General features: G+C 56.5%; 15 protein-coding genes. 12 read left to right on the top strand and 3 right to left on the bottom strand.

The features are described from left to right. Nucleotides 1-13: 13 nt before the first annotated feature. The 5 genes from NWV12_RS17615 to NWV12_RS17595 all read left to right on the top strand — a co-directional run bounded on the left by NWV12_RS17615 (nucleotide 14) and on the right by NWV12_RS17595 (nucleotide 6,024). Entirely contained in the window at nucleotides 14-463 is a 450-nt protein-coding gene (locus NWV12_RS17615; RefSeq protein WP_029741558.1) for a flavodoxin, read from the top strand. A 295-nt stretch (nucleotides 464-758) separates the two neighbouring features. Continuing rightward, entirely contained in the window at nucleotides 759-2,114 is a 1,356-nt protein-coding gene (gene gudP, locus NWV12_RS17610) for a galactarate/glucarate/glycerate transporter GudP (RefSeq protein WP_023309021.1), read from the top strand. Beyond that, nucleotides 2,114-3,454 carry an enolase C-terminal domain-like protein gene (locus NWV12_RS17605; protein WP_048979291.1) on the top strand — a complete coding sequence of 447 codons (1,341 nt, stop codon included), beginning with the start codon at nucleotides 2,114-2,116 and terminating at the stop codon, nucleotides 3,452-3,454. Before gudP ends, NWV12_RS17605 begins: the two co-directional genes overlap by 1 nt. A gap of 15 nt (nucleotides 3,455-3,469) precedes the next feature. Then, a complete protein-coding gene (gene gudD / locus NWV12_RS17600) occupies nucleotides 3,470-4,807 on the top strand; it encodes a glucarate dehydratase (protein WP_048979247.1) in 1,338 nt (445 codons plus the stop codon). Nucleotides 4,808-4,884: 77 nt separating this feature from the next. After that, on the top strand, nucleotides 4,885-6,024 hold the full coding sequence (locus NWV12_RS17595; protein WP_048979248.1) for a glycerate kinase: 1,140 nt from the start codon (nucleotides 4,885-4,887) through the stop codon (nucleotides 6,022-6,024). A gap of 95 nt (nucleotides 6,025-6,119) precedes the next feature. On the opposite strand, the gene barA is transcribed toward NWV12_RS17595, so the two are convergent. Further along, nucleotides 6,120-8,879, bottom strand: a complete 2,760-nt coding sequence (gene barA, locus NWV12_RS17590) for a two-component sensor histidine kinase BarA (RefSeq protein ID WP_033146423.1) — start codon at nucleotides 8,877-8,879, stop codon at nucleotides 6,120-6,122. A 57-nt stretch (nucleotides 8,880-8,936) separates the two neighbouring features. Between barA and rlmD the strand changes: the two genes are divergently transcribed. The 5 genes from rlmD (at nucleotide 8,937) to eno (ending at nucleotide 16,619) form a co-directional block, all read left to right on the top strand. Then, nucleotides 8,937-10,235 carry a 23S rRNA (uracil(1939)-C(5))-methyltransferase RlmD gene (rlmD, locus tag NWV12_RS17585; RefSeq protein WP_048979249.1) on the top strand — a complete coding sequence of 433 codons (1,299 nt, stop codon included), beginning with the start codon at nucleotides 8,937-8,939 and terminating at the stop codon, nucleotides 10,233-10,235. 51 nt (nucleotides 10,236-10,286) lie between these two features. After that, a complete protein-coding gene (gene relA, locus NWV12_RS17580) occupies nucleotides 10,287-12,518 on the top strand; it encodes a GTP diphosphokinase (RefSeq protein ID WP_023309015.1) in 2,232 nt (743 codons plus the stop codon). Between the two features lie 67 nt (nucleotides 12,519-12,585). After that, complete coding sequence (mazG, locus tag NWV12_RS17575; RefSeq protein WP_032660259.1) at nucleotides 12,586-13,377, top strand: nucleoside triphosphate pyrophosphohydrolase; 792 nt, start codon at nucleotides 12,586-12,588, stop codon at nucleotides 13,375-13,377. A gap of 223 nt (nucleotides 13,378-13,600) precedes the next feature. Continuing rightward, entirely contained in the window at nucleotides 13,601-15,238 is a 1,638-nt protein-coding gene (pyrG, locus tag NWV12_RS17570; RefSeq protein ID WP_023309013.1) for a glutamine hydrolyzing CTP synthase, read from the top strand. 82 nt (nucleotides 15,239-15,320) lie between these two features. Then, nucleotides 15,321-16,619 carry a phosphopyruvate hydratase gene (gene eno / locus NWV12_RS17565; protein ID WP_023309012.1) on the top strand — a complete coding sequence of 433 codons (1,299 nt, stop codon included), beginning with the start codon at nucleotides 15,321-15,323 and terminating at the stop codon, nucleotides 16,617-16,619. 53 nt (nucleotides 16,620-16,672) lie between these two features. Here eno and NWV12_RS17560 read toward each other — a convergent pair whose 3' ends face one another. Next, nucleotides 16,673-17,782, bottom strand: a complete 1,110-nt coding sequence (locus tag NWV12_RS17560) for an SDR family oxidoreductase (RefSeq protein WP_048979250.1) — start codon at nucleotides 17,780-17,782, stop codon at nucleotides 16,673-16,675. Between the two features lie 358 nt (nucleotides 17,783-18,140). Beyond that, a complete protein-coding gene (locus NWV12_RS17555) occupies nucleotides 18,141-18,965 on the bottom strand; it encodes a MurR/RpiR family transcriptional regulator (RefSeq protein ID WP_048979251.1) in 825 nt (274 codons plus the stop codon). A 165-nt stretch (nucleotides 18,966-19,130) separates the two neighbouring features. Here NWV12_RS17555 and NWV12_RS17550 point away from each other — a divergent pair, with 165 nt between their 5' ends. Together NWV12_RS17550 and NWV12_RS17545 are read left to right on the top strand one after the other, a co-directional pair. Further along, a complete protein-coding gene (locus NWV12_RS17550) occupies nucleotides 19,131-20,690 on the top strand; it encodes a PTS transporter subunit EIIC (RefSeq protein WP_048979252.1) in 1,560 nt (519 codons plus the stop codon). Then, entirely contained in the window at nucleotides 20,690-21,397 is a 708-nt protein-coding gene (locus tag NWV12_RS17545) for an N-acetylmannosamine-6-phosphate 2-epimerase (RefSeq protein WP_048979253.1), read from the top strand. The genes NWV12_RS17550 and NWV12_RS17545 overlap by 1 nt, the downstream gene beginning before the upstream one ends. Nucleotides 21,398-21,449: the final 52 nt, after the last annotated feature.

Raw genomic sequence — 21,449 nt, 5'->3', positions numbered from 1 at the left:
ATGGGAAAATATCATGGCTGAAGTAGGCATTTTTGTCGGCACAATGTACGGCAACTCGCTGCTGGTAGCGGAAGAGGCTGAGGCAATACTCGCCAGCCAGGGCCATAAAGCCACGGTCTATGAAGACCCGGAACTGGCAGACTGGGAAAAGTATAAAGATAAATACATTCTGGTGGTGACCTCCACCACCGGGCAGGGCGATCTGCCTGACAGCATCGTGCCGCTGTTTCAGGGCATTAAAGACCAGCTTGGCTATCAGCCAGACGTGCACTACGGCATCATTGCCCTGGGCGACAGCTCTTACGCCAACTTCTGCGGCGGCGGCAAGCAGTTCGATGCGCTCCTGCAGGAGCAGAGCGCTCAGCGCGTCGGCGAGATGCTGCTGATTGATGCCGGGGAGCATCCTGAACCCGAAAGCGAATCGAACCCATGGGTCGAGCACTGGGCAACTCTCCTTAAATAGTTATCCAGGCCGGGTAAGGCATAGCCGCCACCCGGCGATACACCCCGCTCCAAACGCCAAATCCGTGAACCACCTTCCATTCCCCTGGGCTTATGCCATAAACAACCTCTCATACACCCTTTAATACTGTGTTTCTGCACGGTGAGGTGATGAGGCACTCCTTCATATACTTTTCCGGTCACTATAAAACGGCGTCAGGCCGTACCAAAACGACAAAACACCAATCTCATTCTGATTACCCTACCGGTGCTGTACAGAATGAACCAGGCGAAAGCTATGTTTCAGGAGTGCAACAATGAGTACATTAAGCCACGCAGCGAGCAGCGCTGAAAAGCGCACTAATGCCCGCTACTGGATAGTGGTGATGCTGTTTATCGTCACATCCTTTAACTATGGTGACCGCGCCACGCTGTCGATTGCCGGTTCGGAAATGGCAAAAGATATCGGCCTTGATCCGGTGGGCATGGGTTACGTTTTCTCCGCATTCTCATGGGCCTACGTCATCGGGCAAATTCCTGGCGGCTGGCTGCTGGACCGTTTTGGATCTAAACGCGTCTATTTCTGGTCCATCTTTATCTGGTCGATGTTTACCCTGTTGCAGGGTTTCGTCGATATCTTCAGCGGCTTCGGCATTATCGTGGCGCTCTTCACGCTGCGCTTCCTGGTAGGCTTAGCGGAAGCACCTTCCTTCCCGGGGAACAGCCGAATTGTGGCGGCCTGGTTCCCGGCGCAGGAGAGGGGAACGGCGGTGGCGATTTTCAACTCCGCACAGTACTTCGCGACGGTGATCTTCGCGCCAATCATGGGCTGGCTGACGCATGAGGTGGGCTGGTCGCACGTCTTCTTCTTCATGGGCGGGCTTGGGATCGTTATCAGCTTCGTCTGGCTGAAAGTGATCCACGAACCCAATCAGCATCCTGGCGTGAACAAAAAAGAGCTGGAGTACATCGCGGAAGGCGGCGCGCTGATCAATATGGATCAGAAATCCGCAAAAGCAAAAGTCCCGTTCAGCCAGAAATGGGCGCAGATCAAGCAGCTCGTCGGCTCGCGCATGATGATCGGTATCTATCTGGGCCAGTACTGTATTAACGCCTTAACCTACTTCTTCATCACCTGGTTCCCGGTATACCTGGTGCAGGCACGCGGCATGTCGATTCTGAAAGCGGGATTTGTCGCGTCGGTCCCGGCAATTTGCGGCTTCGTCGGCGGCGTGCTCGGCGGAGTGATTTCCGACTGGCTGATGCGCCGCACCGGCTCGCTGAACATTGCGCGTAAAACCCCGATTGTGCTCGGCATGCTGCTCTCCATGACCATGGTGTTCTGTAACTACGTCAACGCCGAATGGATGATTATCGGCTTTATGGCGATGGCCTTCTTCGGCAAAGGCATTGGCGCGCTGGGCTGGGCGGTGATGGCGGATACGGCACCGAAAGAGATCAGCGGCCTGAGCGGCGGCCTGTTCAACATGTTCGGCAATATCTCCGGGATTGTTACGCCGATCGCTATCGGCTACATCGTCGGCACCACCGGCTCTTTCAACGGTGCGCTAATCTACGTGGGTGTGCATGCGCTGGTGGCGGTGCTGAGTTACCTGGTGCTGGTAGGGGATATCAAACGCGTCGAACTTAAACCTGTTGCGGAGCGTGGATGATGACAACGCAATCGAGCCCAACCGTTACGGAGATGAAGGTTATTCCGGTGGCCGGGCAGGACAGCATGCTGCTCAATATCGGCGGGGCACATAACGCCTGGTTTACCCGTAATATCGTCGTGCTGAAAGACAGCGCAGGGAATACCGGCGTGGGCGAGGCCCCGGGCGGAGAGGTGATTTACCAGACGCTGGTCGATGCCATTCCGCAGGTGGTGGGCCAGGAGGTCGCCCGTCTGAACAAGGTGGTTCAGCGGGTGCATAAGGGCAATCAGTCGGCAGACTTTGATACGTTCGGTAAAGGTGCCTGGACGTTTGAACTGCGCGTCAACGCGGTCGCCGCGCTGGAGGCCGCCCTGCTCGATTTACTGGGTAAGGCGCTCAATGTTCCGGTTTGCGAGCTGCTGGGGCCCGGCAAACAGCGTGATGCGGTTACCGTGCTGGGCTATCTGTTCTACGTTGGCGATCGCAATAAGACCGATCTCCCCTATCTGGCTCGATCCACGGGCGATCACGACTGGTATCGCCTGCGCCATCAGGAAGCGCTCTCCAGCGACGCGGTGGTGCGGCTGGCCGAGGCTGCGCAGGATCGCTACGGCTTTAAGGATTTCAAGCTGAAGGGCGGCGTGCTGCCCGGCGAGCAGGAGATTGATACGGCCCGGGCGCTGAAAAAACGCTTTGCTGATGCGCGGATCACCGTCGATCCCAACGGCGCCTGGCTGCTGGAGGAAGCGATTAGCCTGTGCAAAGGGCTGGGGGATGTCCTGACCTATGCGGAAGATCCCTGCGGTGCGGAGCAGGGCTTCTCGGGCCGTGAAGTCATGGCCGAGTTTCGCCGCGCCACCGGGCTGCCTGTCGCGACCAATATGATCGCCACCAACTGGCGTGAAATGGGTCATGCGGTGATGCTGAACGCCGTCGACATACCGCTGGCGGACCCTCACTTCTGGACGCTTTCAGGCGCAGTGCGCGTGGCGCAGCTGTGCGATGACTGGGGGCTGACCTGGGGCTGTCACTCTAACAACCACTTTGATATTTCGCTGGCGATGTTTACCCACGTTGGCGCGGCGGCGCCGGGTAACCCGACCGCCATCGATACCCACTGGATTTGGCAGGAAGGGGAAGCCCGCCTGACGAAAAATCCGCTGGAAATCATCAACGGCAAGATTGCCGTACCGGATGCGCCGGGCCTGGGCGTGGAGATTGACTGGGATCAGATCCATAAAGCCCATGAGGCGTATAAAAAGCTACCGGGCGGCGCGCGTAACGACGCGGGCCCGATGCAGTACCTGATCCCCGGCTGGACATTTGACCGTAAGCGCCCTGTTTTTGGACGTCACTGATAAAAGGATTACACGATGAGTACTTTTTCTACCCCTGTCGTCACCGCCATGCAGATCGTTCCGGTTGCTGGCCATGACAGCATGCTGATGAACCTGAGCGGCGCGCATGCGCCATTCTTTACCCGCAATATTGTCATTATCAAAGACAATTCCGGGCATACGGGCGTGGGCGAAATTCCGGGCGGGGAGAAGATCCGCCAGACGCTTGAAGATGCCATTCCGCTGGTGGTGGGCAAAACGCTGGGTGAGTATAAAAATGTCCTCAACACCGTGCGCAATACCTTTGCCGATCGCGATGCCGGAGGGCGTGGCCTGCAGACTTTCGACCTGCGCACCACCATTCACGTGGTGACCGGGATTGAATCCGCGTTGCTGGATCTGCTGGGTCAGCATCTGGGCGTTAACGTTGCGTCGCTGTTGGGCGAGGGGCAGCAGCGCAGCGAAGTGGAAATGCTGGGCTATCTGTTCTTTGTCGGCGACCGCAGGCTGACGCCATTGCCTTATCAGAGCCAGCCGGATGAACAATGCGACTGGTACCGACTTCGCCACGACGAGGCGATGACCCCGGATGCGGTGGTGCGCCTGGCGGAAGCCGCGTACGAAAAATATGGCTTTAATGATTTCAAACTGAAGGGCGGCGTGCTGGCCGGTGAGGAAGAGGCGGAAGCCGTTACCGCGCTGGCAAAACGTTTCCCGCAGGCCCGCGTGACGCTGGATCCGAACGGCGCGTGGTCGCTAGATGAAGCGATCAAAATTGGCAAGCAGCTGAAAGGCGTGCTGGCGTATGCGGAAGATCCGTGTGGGGCTGAACAGGGCTTCTCGGGCCGTGAAGTTATGGCGGAGTTCCGTCGCGCCACGGGGCTGCCGACCGCGACCAATATGATTGCCACCGACTGGCGTCAGATGGGACACACCCTGTCATTGCAGTCCGTCGATATTCCGCTGGCGGACCCGCACTTCTGGACGATGCAGGGGTCGGTGCGCGTGGCGCAAATGTGCCACGAGTTTGGCCTGACCTGGGGCTCGCACTCTAATAACCACTTCGACGTGTCGCTGGCGATGTTCACGCACGTTGCCGCCGCCGCGCCGGGCACGATTACCGCTATCGACACGCACTGGATCTGGCAGGAGGGTAATCAGCGTCTGACTAAGCAGCCGTTTGAGATCAAAGGTGGCATGGTGCAGGTGCCTTCCACGCCGGGGTTGGGGGTTGAGCTGGATATGGACCAGGTCATGAAAGCCCATGAGCTGTATCAAAAACACGGTCTGGGCGCCCGTGACGACGCCATGGCGATGCAGTACCTGATCCCCGACTGGACATTCGACAATAAACGCCCGTGCATGGTACGATAAACGCATTGGGACCGCTCCCACAAGCGGTCTTTTACGTGGTGTATGCTTAACGTAACGACTATGCGTAAGGATGGCTTATGAAAATTGTTATCGCACCGGACTCGTATAAGGAAAGTTTGAGTGCGCTTGAGGTTGCGACAGCGATAGAACGTGGTTTTCGCGAGATCTTCCCCGAGGCGGTTTACGTCAAACTGCCGGTCGCGGACGGTGGCGAAGGGACGGTTGAGGCGATGATCGCGGCAACGCAGGGACGCATTGTGCATGTTCCGGTGACCGGCCCGCTGGGTGAGCGCGTGGAAGGATTTTATGGCTTATCCGGTGACGAGCATAGTGCCTTTATTGAAATGGCGGCGGCAAGCGGCCTGGAGCTGGTCGTTCCTTCGCAGCGTAATCCCCTGAAAACCACCTCGTGGGGCACGGGCGAACTTATTCGTCACGCGCTGGACGCAGGCGTTAAGCATATCATCATCGGCATTGGCGGCAGCGCCACCAATGACGGCGGGGCAGGGATGGTGCAGGCGCTGGGGGCAAAGCTGCTGGACGACAGCGGGCAGCCCCTTGGGCAGGGCGGGGGCGAGCTGGGAAAACTCGCGCGTATCGACCTGAGCGGGCTGGACAGACGTCTGGCGGAGTGCCGGATTGAGGTCGCCTGTGATGTGACGAATCCGCTCACCGGAAAGGATGGCGCATCAGCCGTATTTGGTCCGCAAAAGGGGGCCACTCCCGAGATGATCGTCACCCTGGACAACGCGCTGGCGCAGTATGCGAGAGTCATTGCCCGGGATCTGGATATCGATGTGCTAAACCTGGCTGGCGGCGGCGCGGCGGGTGGCATGGGGGCCGCGCTGTACGCCTTTTGCGGCGCGCAGCTGCGCCAGGGCATTGAGATCGTGACCGATGCGCTACACTTGGCCGACCATGTGGCCGATGCGGATCTGGTGATCACGGGAGAAGGCCGCATCGACAGCCAGACGATCCATGGCAAAGTCCCGGTGGGCGTGGCGAAAGTGGCGAAACGCTTTAACAAACCCGTCATCGGCATTGCAGGCAGCCTGACGTCGGACGTTGGCGTGGTACACGATCACGGCATTGATGCGGTGTTTAGCGTGATCTACACCATCTGCTCGCTGGAGGATGCGCTGGAAAATGCCAGCGAGAACGTCAGGATGGCCGCCAGGAATATCGCGGCGGTGCTGAAAGTGGGGCAGGGAATGTAGTTCTCCCTCTCCCTGTGGGAGAGGGGCGGGGTGAGGGCATCAGGCCGCACCCGCAATCATAGGCCCGGTAAGCGTAGCGCCACCGGGCTTTTATCTCAGCTTCCCAGCAACTTCGTCGCTTCCCGCGTTACGTTATCCATCTCATCCAGCAGCTCCAGGAACTCCGGTTCAAGCTCCGATTCCGGCGTGCCGGCACGCAGCTGCTGCTCCAGCAGCTGGCAGAGGTTTTTCAGCCGCGGCACGCCGCTGTACCCGCAGCTGCCGTGCAGCTTGTGGATCGCTTCCAGCAGATCTTCCGGGTTTTCACCCACCAGCTGCTCTTCCACCTTATTGCGAATTTCCGGCAGAAACGCGACCAGCATTTGCAGCATTTCGCGGGCTAAATCGGGTTTACCAGCCGCCTGGCGCAGCGCGAGCTGCCAGTCAAAGGTGGCGTTCTGGTTAACGCTGATTTCAACCGGCTCGCTGGAAACCGTGTACGTCCCGCCAATGTGACCCGGCTTATAGCGTAACAGCAGGTTATGAAGTTTCTCTTCATCGATGGGCTTCGCCAGATAGTCATTCATTCCGGCGCTCAGCAGCTTCTCTTTCTGACCGGCCATCGCGTGCGCGGTGACCGCAATGACCGGGGTTTGCTGCTGGTGCGGCAGCTGGTGGATCAGCTCGCAGGCCCGAATGCCATCCATGCCCGGCATCTGAATATCCATCAGGATTAAATCGAACTGCATCTGCTTCGCCTGTTCAACCGCCTGCGCGCCGCTGGTGCACAGCTCAACGTGCTGAACCTGGTCCTCAAGCAATGCGCCAATCAGCTTCAGGTTGGCCTGATTATCATCCACCGCCATCACGCTCATCGGCAATTTTTGCTCGTCGTCAATCAGAGGGAGAGCATGCTGGCTAAGACGGCAATACTCCGTGAGCGCGGGCAGGAGGCGGGTCGAGGTGAGCGGCTTCAGCAGACACGCGGCGGCTCCGTCGTTTTTCAACTCCTCCGCATTAATCTGGGCGTGGCAGGGTAGCGCCAGCAGCAGATAGTCGGTCATTGACGCGGCTTTCGCCAGCCGCTCCTGCTGCATGGTCAGTTCGCCGGTGAAGGTGACCGGGATCCCCATCAGCAGAATATCGTAATGCTCAACGGCAAGCGCTGAGAAGGTTGGGCTGTAAACCACCTCCAGCGGCGTGGTGCTTAAAATATCGAGCGCGCACTGCGCTGCCGCCGCGTTAGGTTCGACGTAGGCCAGACGCTTGCCTTTCAGGCAGTCCGTCACCGGGCCATCGGTTAGCACGTTCGGGTTGAGGTCCAGATTAATGTGGAACCAGAAGGTTGAACCGCGATTCGGCTGGCTGTGGAAAGAGATATCGCCGCCCATCTCGTTCACCAGGCGCTGCGTGATCACCAGCCCCAGGCCGGTACCGCCATGACGGCGGGAGATACTGGCGTCCGCCTGACGGAACGCCTGGAACAGACGCGACTGATCCCGCTCAGGAATACCGATGCCGGTATCGCGGATCTGGACTTCAATCTGCACCTTATTGCTGCTGATGGAGCGTTTTTCTACCAGAATGTCGATGTTACCGCTTTCGGTGAATTTAATCGCATTCCCGACAAGGTTGGTAATGACCTGCTGCAGGCGCAGCGGATCGCCAATGACGTTATCCGGCACGTCGTTTTTAATGTTGAGCGTCAGCTCAAGGCCCTTGTCGTGCGACGAGTGCGCGAGCAGCGTCACCACCTCATCGAGCGTACTGCGCAGCGGGAACGGAATGCTTTCCAGGATCAGCTTGCCCGCTTCCAGCTTGGAGAAGTCCAGCACGTCGTTGATGATCGCCAGCAGGTTGTTGGCCGAGCGTTCAATGGTGTGCAGGTGATCGCGCTGAGTCGGGTTGAGCTCGCTTTTCAGCGTCAGGCGGGTAAAGCCGATCACGCCATTGAGCGGCGTACGCAGCTCGTGCGACATATTGGCCAGGAATTCCGACTTAATACGTGCCGCTTCCTGGGCGCGCTTTTTCGCCAGATCCAGCTCAACGTTCTGGATCTCCATCTGCTCCAGCGTTTCGCGCAGGTCGGACGTCGCCTGGTCAACGTTGTGCTGCATCTCTTCGTGATACGCCGCGAGCGACATGGCCATTGAGTTGATGCCGTTCTTCAGCATGTCCAGCTCGCCCAGCATAAACCCTTCCACCCGGCTGTCGAGCTGTCCCCGGCGGATGCGGTCAACCGTATTAACCATGTTGCGGATGGGGCCCGTCACGTCGCGCATCAGGCGCCAGCCGAAGATCAGCGCAATGCCAATGCAGAACAGCATCATCACGCCCGAGATGAAAATTTCTTTGTACTGCTGTAGCCGGACCGACTTGAGATCCAGCTCCAGCGCCACATATCCCAGCATATTGTTGCTGGATTTGGCGTCGGATTGCGCTGACTCATCGGGGGAATAGCTTTCCGACACGATCGGCGTGCGCAGGATCATGATATCGCCGCGCCGCAAGACGGTGAGGTGGCGCGGGAATGGTGTACCGTCCGGGATCTTCAGGGCTGCCGGATCGAGATGAAAATTCGAGGTGACAAACAGGCGGTTATGTTCGTCGTAAACGGAAATGGCGCGTACGATGTCCGAGTGACGGCGGTGGAGCACGCTGATTAACTGGCCAATGGATTCGCGGTTTTGCAGGTTCATGCCGTACTCGCTGGAAACGGCAAGCGGTTCGATAATGCTGGCGCCTGCATCTTCAAGCTGTCGCTGCAAATCGTTATAGCGGTGCACCACAAAGAAGATACTCAGCAGCAAACCGATGAGAACGGTGGGGGCGAGGATCAAAATCATCATGCGCGCGCGCAGGCTGTAGTTGGTCATGGCGTTCCGTTATGGGACAATTAAGATAATTATGTTTATGTGAGAAAAATCTCGGCGATGGCGCAATTCTACTCTGCAAAGCGACGCGTGACGACGCGTCAAATCATTACTGTTGAAGCCACGGACCTCGATCCGTTTGGTCAGGGAGTGGCACGTCACAACGGTAAGGCTCTGTTTATAACAGGTTTACTGCCGACAGAACGAGCAGAAATTACGCTGACGGAAGATAAACGCCAGTTCGCGCGCGGACAGGTTAAGCGTCGCCTCAACGATAGCCCGGATCGCGTGAAGCCCCGCTGCCCACATTTTGGCGTTTGCGGAGGCTGCCAGCAACAGCATGCGAGCACAGAATTACAGCAAAAAAGCAAAAGCCGCGCGCTGGCGCGTCAGCTTAAACATGACGTTAACGAAATTCTCGCCGATGCGCCCTGGGGCTATCGGCGACGCGCGCGCCTGAGCCTCAGCTATCAGCCAAAAACGGCGCGGCTGGATATGGGGTTTCGCAAGGCCGGTTCCAGTGACATCGTCGATGTGCAGCAGTGCCCCATTTTGGTGCCCCATCTTGAAGCATTGCTTCCGGAAGTGCGCACCTGTCTCTCCGGGCTGGACGGCGTTCGCCACCTCGGACATGTCGAACTGGTCATGGCCAACAATGGACCGCTGATGGTGCTGCGCCATACCGCGCCGCTGTCGAAAAAAGATCGCGAAAAACTGGAACGCTTTTCGCATTCCCACGACCTGGCGCTTTTCCTTGCACCACAAAGCGAGATACTTGAGCAGGTTACCGGTGAGGCGCCCTGGTATGCGTCAAACGGGCTACGCTTAACGTTCAGCCCGCGGGATTTCATTCAGGTGAATGACGGCGTTAACCAACTGATGGTTGAGAAAGCGCTGACGTGGCTGGATGTTCAGAAAAGCGATCGGGTGCTCGATCTGTTCTGCGGAATGGGCAACTTCACGCTGCCGCTGGCGCAAAAAGCGGCCAGCGTCGTCGGCGTGGAAGGCGTTGAGGCGCTGGTGGCTAAAGGGCAGGAGAACGCGCAGCAGAACGGCTTGCAAAATGTGACATTCTTTCATCAAAATCTTGAGGAAGATGTCACCCAACAGCCGTGGGCAAAACAGGGCTTTGATAAAATTTTGCTCGACCCGGCGCGTGCCGGTGCCCAGGGTGTGATGGCACATATTATTAAACTCGCGCCAAAGCGTGTGGTCTATGTTTCCTGTAACCCGGCAACGCTTGCCCGGGACAGTGAGGCATTAATCCGCGCGGGTTACCAGATTCAGCGTCTGGCAATGCTGGACATGTTCCCGCACACTGGTCATCTGGAATCGATGGTGTTGTTCGAGCACATCTAATTTGTTTGGCTTGTCGACTTCGACAGGCCCAGGTCCCTAAAGGAGAGGACAATGGTTGCGGTAAGAAGTGCACATCTCAATAAAGCTGGGGAATTTGACCCACAAAAATGGATCGCAAGTCTGGGAATTTCCAGCCAGCAGTCGTGTGAACGCTTAACCGAAACCTGGGCCTATTGTCTGCGCACCACGCAGGGGCATCCCGACGCCGATCTTCTCCTGTGGCGCGGCGTGGAGATGGTGGAAATCCTGTCCATGCTGAACATGGATATTGAAACGCTGCAGGCCGCGCTTCTCTTCCCCCTCGCGGATGCGGACGTGGTCAGCGAAGACGTGCTGCGCGACAGCGTCGGGAAATCCGTCGTCGCGCTGATCCACGGCGTGCGCGATATGGCAGCCATTCGCCAGCTGAAGGCCGCGCACACCGATTCCGTCTCCTCTGAGCAGGTCGATAACGTTCGCCGGATGCTGCTGGCCATGGTGGATGATTTCCGCTGCGTGGTCATCAAGCTTGCCGAGCGTATTGCCCACCTGCGTGAAGTGAAGGATGCGCCGGAAGACGAGCGCGTGCTGGCGGCCAAAGAGTGTACAAATATCTACGCGCCGCTGGCGAACCGCTTAGGGATTGGTCAGTTGAAATGGGAGCTGGAAGATTACTGCTTCCGCTATCTGCACCCGGCGGAATATAAACGTATTGCCAAACTCCTTCATGAGCGCCGTATCGACCGCGAGCACTATATCGAGGAATTTGTCGGCGGGCTGCGCCAGGCGATGAAAGAAGAGAACGTGCGCGCCGAAGTCTACGGCCGGCCTAAGCATATCTACAGCATCTGGCGCAAAATGCAGAAGAAACACCTCGCGTTTGACGAGCTGTTTGACGTGCGCGCCGTGCGTATCGTGGCGGAGCGTCTGCAGGACTGCTACGCCGCGCTGGGGATAGTACACACTCACTTCCGTCATCTGCCCGATGAGTTCGATGACTATGTCGCCAACCCCAAACCGAACGGCTATCAGTCTATCCATACCGTTGTGCTTGGCCCTGGCGGCAAAACGGTCGAGATTCAGATCCGCACCAAACAGATGCACGAGGACGCCGAGCTGGGCGTGGCCGCGCACTGGAAATACAAAGAAGGCACGTCCGGCGGAGCGCGTTCTGGCCACGAAGACCGCATTGCCTGGCTGCGCAAGCTGATTGCGTGGCAGGAAGAGATGGCCGACTCCGGCGAGATGCTCGACGAAGTGCGCAGCCAGGTCTTTGACGATCGGGTGTACGTCTTTACCCCAAAAGGGGACGTTGTCGACCTGCCTGCGGGCTCTACGCCGCTCGATTTTGCCTACCACATCCACAGCGATGTGGGGCACCGCTGCATCGGGGCGAAAATTGGCGGACGTATCGTACCGTTCACCTATCAACTGCAGATGGGGGACCAGATTGAAATCATTACCCAGAAGCAGCCCAACCCGAGCCGTGACTGGCTTAACCCGAACCTGGGCTACGTCACCACCAGCCGCGGGCGCTCGAAAATTCACGCCTGGTTCCGTAAACAGGATCGTGACAAGAACATCCTTGCCGGCCGCCAGATCCTTGACGACGAGCTGGAGCATATCGGGATAAGCCTGAAAGAGGCGGAGAAATTCCTGCTGCCGCGCTACAACTTCAACGAGCTTGACGAGCTGCTAGCGGCGATTGGCGGCGGTGATATCCGTCTGAATCAGATGGTGAACTTCCTGCAGGCGCAGTTCAATAAGCCAAGCGCGGCAGAGCAGGACGCGGCGGCGCTGAAGCAGCTGCAGCAGAAAACCTATGCGCCGCAGCAGCGCAGCAAAGACAACGGCCGCGTGGTGGTTGAAGGCGTAGGTAACCTGATGCATCACATTGCCCGCTGCTGTCAGCCTATTCCGGGCGACGATATCGTCGGCTTTATCACTCAGGGACGCGGGATTTCGATTCACCGTTCCGACTGTGACCAGCTTGCCGAGCTGCAGTCGCATGCGCCGGAGCGCATCGTGGAAGCAGTCTGGGGTGAGAGCTATTCTGCCGGCTACTCGCTGGTGGTGCGCGTCACTGCCAACGACCGCAGCGGCCTGCTGCGCGACATCACGACCATTCTCGCCAACGAGAAGGTCAACGTGCTGGGCGTCGCCAGCCGCAGCGATACCCGCGAGCAGCTTGCCACCATCGATATGACCATCGAAATCTACAACCTGCAGGTGCTGGGCCGCGTGCTTGGCAAACTGAACCAGGTGCCGGATGTGATTGACGCGCGTCGTCTGCACGGCGGTTAAACACACTCTTCTGTAGGCCGGGTAAGGCTTTGCCGCCACCCGGCTTGCTTTTTTAATGGAAAACACTATGACTCAAATCGACCGCCTGCTCGGCATCATGAAACGCCTGCGCGATCCTGAAAACGGCTGCCCGTGGGACAAAGAGCAGACTTTCGCCACCATTGCGCCTTATACCCTCGAAGAAACCTACGAGGTGCTGGACGCCATTTCCCGCGAAGATTTTGACGACCTGCGCGGCGAGTTGGGCGACCTGCTGTTCCAGGTGGTGTTCTATGCGCAAATGGCGCAGGAAGAGGGGCGCTTTAACTTTGACGATATCTGCGCTGCCATCAGCGACAAGCTTGAGCGCCGTCATCCCCATATCTTCGGCGATGCCACCGCAGGGAACAGCGCTGAGGTGCTGGCCCGCTGGGAGCAGATCAAAAGCGCCGAGCGAGCGGAAAAATCCCAGCACTCGGCGCTGGATGATATTCCGCTGAGCCTGCCCGCGCTGATGCGCGCGCATAAAATCCAGAAACGCTGCTCCGCCGTCGGTTTTGACTGGACCTCCCTCGGCCCGGTGCTGGATAAAGTGCACGAAGAGATTGACGAAGTCATGCACGAAGCGCAGCAGGCGGTGGTGGATGAAGCAAAGCTTGAGGAAGAGATGGGCGACCTGCTGTTTGCAACCGTCAACCTTTCTCGCCATCTGGGTGTAAAAGCGGAAACCGCCCTGCAAAAAGCCAATATAAAATTCGAACGACGCTTTCGCGAAGTTGAGCGGATTGTCGCCTCGCGAGGCCTGGAAATGAGCGGAATTGACCTCGAAGCGATGGAAGAAGTCTGGCAGGAAGTAAAGCGCCAGGAATCTGATCTCTAACGAGATTTTGCGATCAAGCGCAATCTGTGTGATTTTTTAAATGACAAGCGCTTGATTTGCGTCAAAAACATTTACCCAAAAGGGGCTATTTTCTCACTCCTTATGTTTGTCATGGCCTGGAATGGAGACGGAGAATGAAAGTTTGTGGCGCTCGCCGTGTTCGGGTATACTACTTTCCCGTCCTGGTTATTCCATCGTTTCACCCTAACTTCTCAGGTTCAGCATGACAACGAACTATATTTTTGTGACCGGCGGGGTCGTATCCTCTCTGGGTAAAGGCATTGCCGCAGCCTCCCTCGCAGCCATTCTTGAAGCCCGTGGCCTCAATGTGACCATGATGAAACTGGATCCGTACATCAACGTCGATCCGGGCACCATGAGCCCAATCCAACACGGGGAAGTGTTCGTTACTGAAGACGGCGCTGAAACCGATCTGGATCTTGGCCACTACGAGCGTTTCATCCGCACCAAAATGACCCGTCGTAATAACTTCACGACTGGCCGCATCTACTCCGACGTTCTGCGTAAAGAGCGCCGTGGTGACTATCTGGGTGCAACCGTTCAGGTTATCCCGCACATCACTAACGCAATCAAAGAACGCATTGTTGCGGGTGGCGAAGGCCACGACGTGGTGCTGGTTGAAATCGGCGGTACCGTGGGTGATATCGAATCCCTGCCATTCCTGGAAGCGATTCGTCAGCTGGCGGTAGATATCGGCCGTGAGCACGCGCTGTTCATGCACCTGACTCTGGTGCCGTACATGGCCGCCGCAGGTGAAGTGAAAACCAAGCCGACTCAGCACTCTGTGAAAGAGCTGCTCTCCATTGGTATTCAGCCAGATATCCTGGTTTGCCGCTCCGATCGTGCGGTTCCGGCGAACGAACGTGCGAAAATTGCATTGTTCTGTAACGTGCCTGAAAAAGCCGTTATTTCAATGAAAGATGTCGATTCCATTTATAAAATCCCGGGCCTGTTGAAATCTCAGGGCCTGGACGATTATATTTGTAAACGATTCAGCTTGAACTGTCCGGAAGCGAACCTGTCTGAATGGGAACAGGTTATTTATGAAGAAGCCAACCCGGCAGGGGAAGTGACTATCGGTATGGTCGGCAAGTACATTGAACTGCCGGATGCCTATAAGTCAGTGATCGAAGCGCTGAAACACGGTGGTCTGAAGAACCGTGTTTCCGTGAACATCAAGCTGATTGATTCGCAGGATGTTGAAACGCGTGGCGTTGAAATCCTGAAAGATCTGGATGCTATCCTCATTCCTGGCGGCTTCGGCTACCGTGGTGTAGAAGGCAAGATCGCCACCGCGCGCTATGCGCGTGAAAACAATATTCCATACCTCGGCATCTGTCTGGGTATGCAGGTTGCGCTGATCGAATTTGCGCGCAACGTAGCGGGAATGGAAAACGCGAACTCTACGGAATTTGTGCCAGACTGTAAGTACCCTGTTGTGGCGCTTATCACTGAATGGCGTGACGAAGAAGGTAACGTCGAAGTCCGTACCGAGAAGAGCGATCTGGGTGGCACCATGCGTCTTGGCGCACAGGCCTGCCAGCTGTCTGACGATAGCGTGGTTCGCAAGCTGTACGGCGAGCCGGTCATCACCGAGCGCCATCGTCACCGCTATGAAGTCAATAACATGTTGTTGAAACCTATTGAAGCCGCGGGCCTGCGTGTTGCGGGCCGCTCCGGGGATGATCAGTTAGTCGAGATCATTGAAGTGCCAAACCATCCGTGGTTTGTCGCCTGCCAGTTCCACCCGGAATTTACTTCAACGCCACGTGACGGGCATCCGCTGTTTGCAGGCTTCGTGAAGGCCGCCAGCGACTACCAGAAGCGTCAGGCGAAGTAAAAAAAGTTAGAACGGCAACGCGTACCTTTGGTACGCGTTGTTTGTCTGGAGTTTTAGTTTAACTTGTACTGAGGAAAATCTAATGTCCAAAATCGTTAAAGTCATCGGTCGTGAAATCATCGACTCCCGTGGTAACCCGACCGTTGAAGCCGAAGTTCACCTGGAAGGTGGTTTCGTTGGTATGGCTGCTGCTCCATCAGGTGCTTCTACTGGTTCTCGCGAAGCGCTGGAACTGCGCGATGGCGACAAATCCCGCTTCCTGGGCAAAGGCGTACTGAAAGCGGTTGGCGCTGTAAACGGTCCGATTGCTCAGGCAATCCTTGGCAAAGACGCCAAAGACCAGGCTGGCATCGACAAGATCATGATCGATCTGGACGGTACTGAAAACAAATCTAACTTCGGTGCGAACGCAATCCTGGCAGTTTCTCTGGCGAACGCCAAAGCGGCTGCTGCTGCGAAAGGTATGCCACTGTTCGAGCACATCGCTGAACTGAACGGCACCCCAGGCAAATACTCCATGCCTGTACCAATGATGAACATCATCAACGGTGGTGAGCACGCAGACAACAACGTTGATATTCAGGAATTCATGATTCAGCCAGTTGGCGCGAAATCCCTGAAAGAAGCGGTACGTATGGGTTCTGAAGTGTTCCACAACCTGGCTAAAGTTCTGAAAGCTAAAGGTATGAACACTGCTGTTGGTGACGAAGGTGGCTATGCGCCAAACCTGGGTTCTAACGCAGAAGCACTGGCCGTTATCGCAGAAGCAGTTAAAGCTGCTGGCTACGAGCTGGGCAAAGACATCACCCTGGCGATGGACTGTGCAGCATCTGAATTCTACAAAGACGGTAAATACGTTCTGGCTGGCGAAGGCAACAAAGCGTTCACCTCCGAAGAGTTCACTCACTTCCTGGAAGACCTGACCAAACAGTACCCAATCGTGTCTATCGAAGACGGTCTGGACGAGTCTGACTGGGCTGGCTTCGCATACCAGACTAAAGTACTGGGCGACAAAATCCAGCTGGTTGGTGACGACCTGTTCGTAACCAACACCAAGATCCTGAAAGAAGGCATCGAGAAAGGCATCGTTAACTCCATCCTGATCAAATTCAACCAGATCGGTTCTCTGACCGAAACTCTGGCTGCGATCAAAATGGCGAAAGACGCTGGCTACACCGCTGTTATCTCTCACCGTTCTGGCGAAACTGAAGACGCTACCATTGCCGACCTGGCTGTAGGTACCGCTGCAGGCCAGATCAAAACCGGTTCTATGAGCCGTTCTGACCGTGTTGCTAAATACAACCAGCTGATTCGTATCGAAGAAGCGCTGGGCGAAAAAGCACCATACAACGGTCTGAAAGAGATCAAAGGCCAGGCATAATTGCTTAAGCCTTAAAATGAAAATGCCAGTCGAATGACTGGCATTTTTTTTGGCTATTTAAAATCGACCGCCATTTGCTCCGGAATGGTCAGCCCCTGGGTGGTTTGCACGCAGCGGGCGATATAATCCGTAAACCGGGGCGGCTTCGGCATCCCCATGCTCAGCAGCTTATCGTTGCTGAAGCGCACGTTAAGCGTGGCAAATGCACCGTATAAACGCATGGCTTTCAGCATCAGACGTTCGTTGCACGGCCCAAAAATATGTTTCAGCTCGCGGCGCATTCTGACCAGCGTTTCGTAGCTGACCTGCGCATATTTATCCCCGACGGGGGCTTTCTCCAGCGCCTGCGCCATTGCCTGATCGATATCCGCAAAGCGAACGCTGTTCTCTTCTCCCGCAGAAATGTGCACCACTTCTCCCGGACGAGCGTTGCTGTTGAGCAGCATTAACATCGCGTCGGCGCAATAATCCACCGGAACAACGTCAATCCGGTCTTCCATTGAGCACATAAACTTCTGCAGCATCAGGCCCATGCTAAAGACCCAGAAAATGCTGCTCGACGGCGTGCAGCCGTGACGGGTATGGCCGACGACGATGGACGGACGGGCGATGAGCAGCGGCAGGTTAGGGCACTCCTGGCGCATCAGCTGTTCGATGGTTGACTTCGAAAACGTGTATTCCACCAGGTGTTCAGCATTCTCTCTGAATTCAGCGCTTTCGGCGACCAGTGAATCTTGCTCCGGCGTGCATGACATTGCGGTGCCGACGTGGAGGAAACGCTGCAGGCCCGTGACCTGCTCCATACGGCGCGCCAGCGCGAGCGTACCTTCAACGTTGACCTTCCAGATCAGCGGGTTATTACCAAATGAGGCCACGGCCGCACAGTTAACCACGTGCGTGACCCGATCCAGACGGGGATCGTTCAGGAAGACATCCGGCTGGCTGAGGTCGCCAATCAGGATATTATCCACGCCCAGAGAGGCCAGTTTGTCCTCAGGAACGTTGAACTTGCGCATGTTCTCCTGCACGCGCTCCAGCCCGCTCTGCGGATCGCTGGCGCGCGCAAGCAAAAGAAGTTTTGCGGGTTGATCGCTGGTCAGGATTTTTTCAAGAACTGCACCGCCCAGAAATCCGGTCACGCCTGTAATCAATAACATCTTCATTAATACCGTCTCATTATGATTGATGAGGCGGATTGTAGGCGTGCAAAAGTAAACGGCATTTAAATAATAAAACGCCGAAATCAATGGCGTCTTAAGCTTATTTTAAGGAAAGGAAATCAGGTGGAGATATTGGACATTATCGCAAGGGTAAAAATTCACTATACTAAAATTTAAATTTTAACTCATTGAATTTTATGTTTTTTATCGGGGCCTTGCTGAGTGATGAACGTAATTCAAAATGTAATAAATATAATAATTTGTTACACCAAACATTTATTCAATAAATGTTTTAAACACCACTTAACTCAAATCAGACAACATAAGACGCAGGCCGATTTATTTAGCCTGCGAATGATTTTCAGAGCAAAAGGGGAAGCGTGGCGCTGGCTGTTTGCTGGCTAACGTCGCCGTAATGACCATCCAGCGCAATCATGGACGTGGTCAACAGCTCGACCAGCAGCATCACTCCAACCTTAGCATTGAGCGCGCCTGCACTTAGAGGGCCTTCTGGTTTGGCGGCAACCAGCTGGATGTCGCTCAGAGAGGCCAGTGGGCTGCGGGGCGTATTGCTGAGCGCCAGAACCTTAACGCCGCGCTTGCGGGCAAGCTTCACCACGTGGAGTAAATCCCGCGTTGAACCCGAACTGGAGATGGCCACAACCAGCGTATCTTTCGAAAGCGTTGTCGCATTCATGGCCGCACGGTGCATATCGCTAAACAGCTGTGCGGGTTTGCCCAGCCGCAGCAGCTTGTAATGCAGATACTCCCCGAGGATCGCGCTGGCCGCGACGCCATAAATCTGCACGGATTGCGCCTGATGCAGCGCCAACGCCGCTTTTTCAAGCAGCGCGCGGTCGAGGAGTCTGGCGGTATCCTGCAAAGCCTGCACCGACTCATCCACGACGTTATCAATCTCATCCCCCGCCTGACGCGCGGGCTGGCCCTGCTGAATATCCAGCGCAAGCGCCATTTTAAATTCGTTATAGCCCTTGCAGCCCAGCGTCCGGCAAAGGCGCGTGACGCTGGCTTCGCTGGTGCGGCTCTCGCGCGCCAGTTCAGTGATCGTCAGGTAGAGCACCCGGGCAGGATCGCTGAGGACAAACTCACCGAGTTTTTGTTGCGTTGGGCTGTACCCGGAAGCCTCCTGGCGGAGCTTCAGCAGCAGATTTTCATGGTCCGACATGCCACGTCCTTAATGTGTTTCGCTGCGACTAGTGTGGCGGAAAGGAGGGGAAAGATGCCAGTCATTTTGAAAAAGTATGATCGGCTTCCTGGTTTTTGATGGTAATTTTCACTGGGTGATGTTTATGTGGTAAAAATTTTCATCGTTTAACGGGGAGATGAAAAAATGATGCAAATGTTCAGTGGTGCTTCTTCGGGGGGATGGTTTGAAAAAGCGCAGCGCTTTGGTAAATCCTTTATGTTGCCTATCGCCGTGCTGCCCGCGGCGGGCCTGCTGCTGGGGATAGGCGGCGCGTTATCGAATCCCAATACGCTGGCGGCTTATCCGTTTTTAGATGTGGGCTGGCTGCAGGCCATTTTCACTATCATGAGCAGCGCCGGTTCAATCGTGTTTGCGAACCTCTCGGTGCTGTTTGCGGTTGGTGTTGCCGTCGGGTTGGCAAAAAGCGATAAGGGCACGGCTGGGCTGGCGGCGCTACTCGCGTTTCTGGTGATGAATGCCACCATCAACGCGCTGCTGATCCTCACCGGCAAACTGGCGCACGAGAACCCGGGCGCTGTAGGGCAGGGAATGACGCTGGGGATCCAGACGCTGGAAACCGGCGTGTTTGGCGGCGTGGTGATTGGGCTGGTGACCTGCACGCTCCATCACCGGTTTAATAAAATTGCGCTTCCGCAGTTCCTCGGGTTCTTTGGCGGGTCGCGCTTTGTTCCCATCATCAGCTCGCTGGCGGCGATACTCGTCGGCGCGCTCATGACGGTGGTCTGGCCGCATTTTCAGAAACTGATTTTTGGTCTCGGCGGGCTGGTGGATGCCACCGGCTATCTGGGCACCCTGCTGTACGGCTTCATTTTACGCATGCTGGGCCCGTTTGGTTTGCACCACATCTTCTATCTGCCGTTCTGGACCACCGCGCTCGGGGGCAGCGAGATTGTCAACGGTCACCTCGTCGAGGGCACACAGCGGATCTTCTTCGCCCAGCTGGCCGACCCGAACACGCAGCATTTCTATGAGGGCACGTCCCGCTTCATGTCCGGGCGCTTTATTACGATGATGTTTGGCCTGCTCGGCGCGTGTCTGGCGATGTACCACACGGCAAAACCGGAGAATAAAAAGCGCGTTGCCGGGCTGCTGCTCTCTGCGGCATTAACCTCGTTCCTGACCGGAATTACCGAGCCTATCGAGTTTTCCTTCCTGTTCATTGCGCCGGTGCTTTACGTCATTCATGCGCTGTTTGACGGGTTGGCGTTCATGCTCGCGCACATGCTGCATATCACCATCGGGCAAACCTTCTCCGGCGGTTTTATTGACTTCGTGCTGTTCGGCATTTTGCAGGGAGAGGCCAAAACCAACTGGATGTTCGTTCCGCTGGTCGGCGTGCCGTGGTTCTTCCTTTACTACTTCACCTTCCGCTATCTGATTAACCGTTTTGATTTTGCCACGCCGGGTCGGGAAAAGGAGGCGATGGCCAGTGAAGCGACCTTCTCGCAGAGCGAGCGCGCCGTTGCGGTGATCGCGGGATTAGGCGGAAAAGAGAATCTGGAAGAGGTGGACTGCTGCGCCACGCGGCTTCGCGTCACGGTGAAGGACGGCAGCAAAGTGAATGACGCGGCGCTGAAAGCCACCGGCGCGCGCGGCGTTATCGTGCGCGGTAACGGGGTTCAGGTCATTTATGGCCCGCACGTCACGATTATCAAAAACGAAGTGGAAGAGATCTTATCGTAATGAAAACTGTACTGGATAACCTGAAGGGAAAACTGGTCGTCTCCTGTCAGGCGCTGGAAAATGAACCGCTGCATAGCCCGTTTATTATGTCGCGCATGGCGCTGGCGGCGGCACAGGGCGGAGCCGCTGCCATTCGTGCCAACAGCGTGGTGGATATCGAGGCCATTAAGCAGCAGGTCTCTTTGCCTGTTATCGGCATCATCAAACGGGATTACCCGGAAAGCGAGGTGTTTATCACCGCCACGATGAAAGAGGTGGATGAGCTGATGACCGTCTCTCCGGAAATCATTGCGCTTGATGCGACGGCGCGGGAGCGCCCCGGTGGAGAATCCCTGGAAACGCTGGTCACGCGCATCCGCTCGCGCTACCCCTCAGTACTGCTGATGGCCGATATTTCCACCGTGGGCGAAGCCGTGACGGCGCAGGCGCTTGGCTTTGACTGCGTCGGCACCACGCTTTACGGCTATACGGCGGAAACGGCGGGCCATTCGCTTCCGGAGAACGACTGCGCGTTCCTGAAGGCCGTGCTGGCCGCCGTGACGGTTCCCGTGGTTGCCGAAGGCAACGTGGATACGCCTGAACGCGCGGCCAGATGCCTGGCGCTGGGCGCGCATACGGTCGTCGTCGGCGGCGCGATCACCCGTCCACAGCAAATTACCGAGCGTTTTATGGCGGCGATTGGCGCGCAAAGCACCGATGGAGCATGACCATCCGGCGGGGATCTGCGATACTTATCGTTTATCCCCTTTACTGAGATGA

This window comes from Enterobacter sp. Crenshaw, assembly GCF_024734705.1.
Classification (GTDB): Bacteria; Pseudomonadota; Gammaproteobacteria; order Enterobacterales; family Enterobacteriaceae; genus Enterobacter; species Enterobacter asburiae_B.
Note: the sequence above shows the minus strand (reverse complement) of the source record. Positions and strands in the feature narration are given on the sequence as shown.